At 38.0% G+C, this 2839-nt stretch carries 4 protein-coding genes; all 4 read left to right on the forward strand.

Annotation, left to right across the window (positions count from 1 at the left end; translation table 11 throughout):
* Positions 1 to 29 precede the first annotated feature (29 nt).
* Entirely contained in the window at positions 30 to 461 is a 432-nt protein-coding gene (locus QZ055_RS09005) for a DUF350 domain-containing protein (RefSeq protein WP_004695577.1), read from the forward strand.
* Positions 462 to 472: 11 nt separating this feature from the next.
* Positions 473 to 1033 (forward strand): hypothetical protein, encoded by a 561-nt coding sequence (locus QZ055_RS09010; RefSeq protein WP_005387344.1) that lies wholly within the window; start codon positions 473 to 475, stop codon positions 1031 to 1033.
* A 14-nt stretch (positions 1034 to 1047) separates the two neighbouring features.
* A complete protein-coding gene (locus QZ055_RS09015) occupies positions 1048 to 2349 on the forward strand; it encodes a glutathionylspermidine synthase family protein (RefSeq protein WP_295826359.1) in 1302 nt (433 codons plus the stop codon).
* 39 nt (positions 2350 to 2388) lie between these two features.
* Positions 2389 to 2839, forward strand: a 451-nt coding sequence (locus tag QZ055_RS09020) for an RNA methyltransferase (protein WP_295826363.1), incomplete at its 3' end; no start/stop codon positions are given.

Consider the following 2839-nt stretch of genomic DNA (forward strand, 5'->3'; position numbering starts at 1 on the left):
TACAAAATTATATTATTAGGAGGCTTATTATGATTTATATACCAGATGTATTATTAACGATTTTTTATGCTTGTTTTGGAATTTTCTTAATGTTAACAGCTAATACTGTTATTGATTTCTTTGTACCCGGCAAATTCAGCGAAGAAATTAAACGTGGTAACTGTGCTGTAGCATGGCTCTCAGCGGGTTCATTTATCGGTATTGGTGAAATTTTGCGCGCTGTCATCATGTCTCCTGTAGTGACTACTGCTGATACATCTTTATTGCATGGTGTGGTGGCCAGTATCGTATATGCTATTTTAGGCATTATATTGTTTGTAACAGGCTATATGTTTATTAATTTATGGCATCGAAAATATAATTTATCTGAAGAGATTATGCGTGGTAATACTGCAGCAGGTATCCTCGTATTTGGTATCTTTGTAGGTCTTGCTCTCGTTGTTAGTGGTGCTGTGCACTAAGGGAGTGTCCTATGTATAAGCCAAGTAAGAAAACTCTATACATAACGAGTGCTTTTGCCGCTGTAGCGGGCCTCGTTGGTGTGTATTCATACTGGAATGACATTGCTTATGTTGTATGTGATAAAATTTATCCTGAAGCAAATGACGGGGAAGTTCGATTAAAGGATAATCAAGGTAATCGTTATTCTCTATTAAACCATGGAGATGGTAAAGAAACAGCTTTATATGATGATAACCGGTCTGTTACCTTTCACCGCGACACTAGTGGAAATTTAGTATGGGACGCTGGTTTAGCGGGGCTGTTACCTAGTATTGCAGCAGGCTACTATATTTTTCATGGATTTAATCCACCTACAGCGCGTATGGATGGACGAACTATGACCTATCGTGTGGCAGCCCCTTTAAAACCCTATGAGGAGCCTAATGTATATACAACAACAGGTTCAAATACGCATAGTTCTTTAGGACGACGTACGTATAAAGACTATGAGAAGCGTAGAAGTCAAAAAGCCTCTTCTATAGGTCAAAAGTCTGGTTTTGGTAGTGCAGGTGTACGTTCTAGTAGTTCCTAATGGAGGCCGATATTATGAAATCGTATATAGATGAACTTGATACGGATATATTGCCCTTTGTAGATTATGAAGGCTATGATGATCGGTATCCTGCGCTTTCTACACAATCTTTTCCGGCTGGTTTTTATGATGAAATTCGACATGCGTCGCGCATGTTATTTCAAATATTTTGTAAAGCCGCTAAGGTATTTCAACAGGCACCTGATGAGTTTGCTCTCAATATGGATATGCCCGAAAATTTGATTCCCTATTTACATCGTGGGAATCCATTGGGCTTACCTACATGGTTATCTCGATTTGACTTTGTCCTTGATGATAGAGGACAATTGCGCATGGTCGAGATTAATGCGGATACACCCTGCTTTCTAATTGAAAGTTATTATGCTAATGGTGTAGCGGCACGATATTTCGATAAAGTAGATCCTAATATAGATGCTTATAATGAACTTGAACGTTTTTTGAAACGCGTATATGAAGGAACATCTCGTAAAAAATATAGTGTGACTAATAAACAACATAATATGATGACGGATAATGAAACAGAACCCTTTGTTTTCGGGTGCTTTCATGATTATTTAGAGGACTATGGAACTACACAGTTTCTCTTACAGGCTATGAAATCAGCATGCCCAGAAGCAGATGTTCGATTCCTATCCTTTTATGATATGGTCATTGATGATGAGGGTATTCTATTATCTGACGGTGGTCATGTAGCCAATCTGTATCGTTTACATCCCATGGAACTATTGATTGATGAAACTACAGCAGATGGTGAACCACTAGGTGAAATGTTTTTAGATTTGTATAATGAATACCGCTTTAATCTATTTAATCCACCAGAGGCGATTATTTTACAGAATAAATCGTTTATGTCCTTAGTGTATGCTCTATACTTAACAAACCAATTTTTTACTGCCCCTGAGCGAGATATTATCGAGCGCTATTTGACGCCGTCCTATTTTGAAAGTGATTTCCCGAACCTTGATGATGGACTTTATATTCAAAAGGAAATTTGGGGCCGTGAAGGGCGAAATATTCAGGTTGTTCAAAAACGTGGAAATCAAGCTGAACTATACATGGAGAAATTTGTAGATAACTATGATGATATAGTTTGTCGGGACAGTAAAAAGGTTATGTATCAGGACTTTATTAAGCAGAAACACTTTACTCATACCGTAGATAGTGGTACGAAAGAAGGCTGTTTGACATTATCTTGCTTTATGCTTGGCGATCAAGCTTCTGCAGTCGGTTGTCGTTTTTCTCCAGAAGAGATTGCCGGTACTGAAGCTTATTTTGTACCGCTTTTAATCGATTAATTTTATTTTGTATTTTTATTGTTGTGGAGATTTAAGGCTTTGGCTAATTTATATATTGGACTTGTTCATTATCCAATTATGAACAAGCATAAAGAGGTCATTACGACGGCCATTACAAATTATGATATTCACGATATTGCACGAGCATCTATTACCTATGATGTATCTAAATATTTTGTGATTCACAATATACCTGCTCAGCGTGAGTTGGTGCGCACCATCATGGAACATTGGAAATCTGGATTTGGTTCTACATACAATCCAGATCGTAAGGATGCTTTCACCGGCGTGGAGTTGGTTAACTCTATTGCAGTAGCAGTGCGAATGATTGAAGACCTAGAAGGTATGAAACCTATTGTGGCGACAACAGATGCACGTACCTATGATAATACAATTTCCTATGCACGGATGCGTGAACATCTTGAAAATGAGGGGCGCCCTGTGTTAGTATTATTTGGTACCGGTTATGGTATGACAAAAGAAACGATGG

This window comes from uncultured Veillonella sp. (assembly GCF_905209685.1).
Classification (GTDB): domain Bacteria; phylum Bacillota; class Negativicutes; order Veillonellales; family Veillonellaceae; genus Veillonella.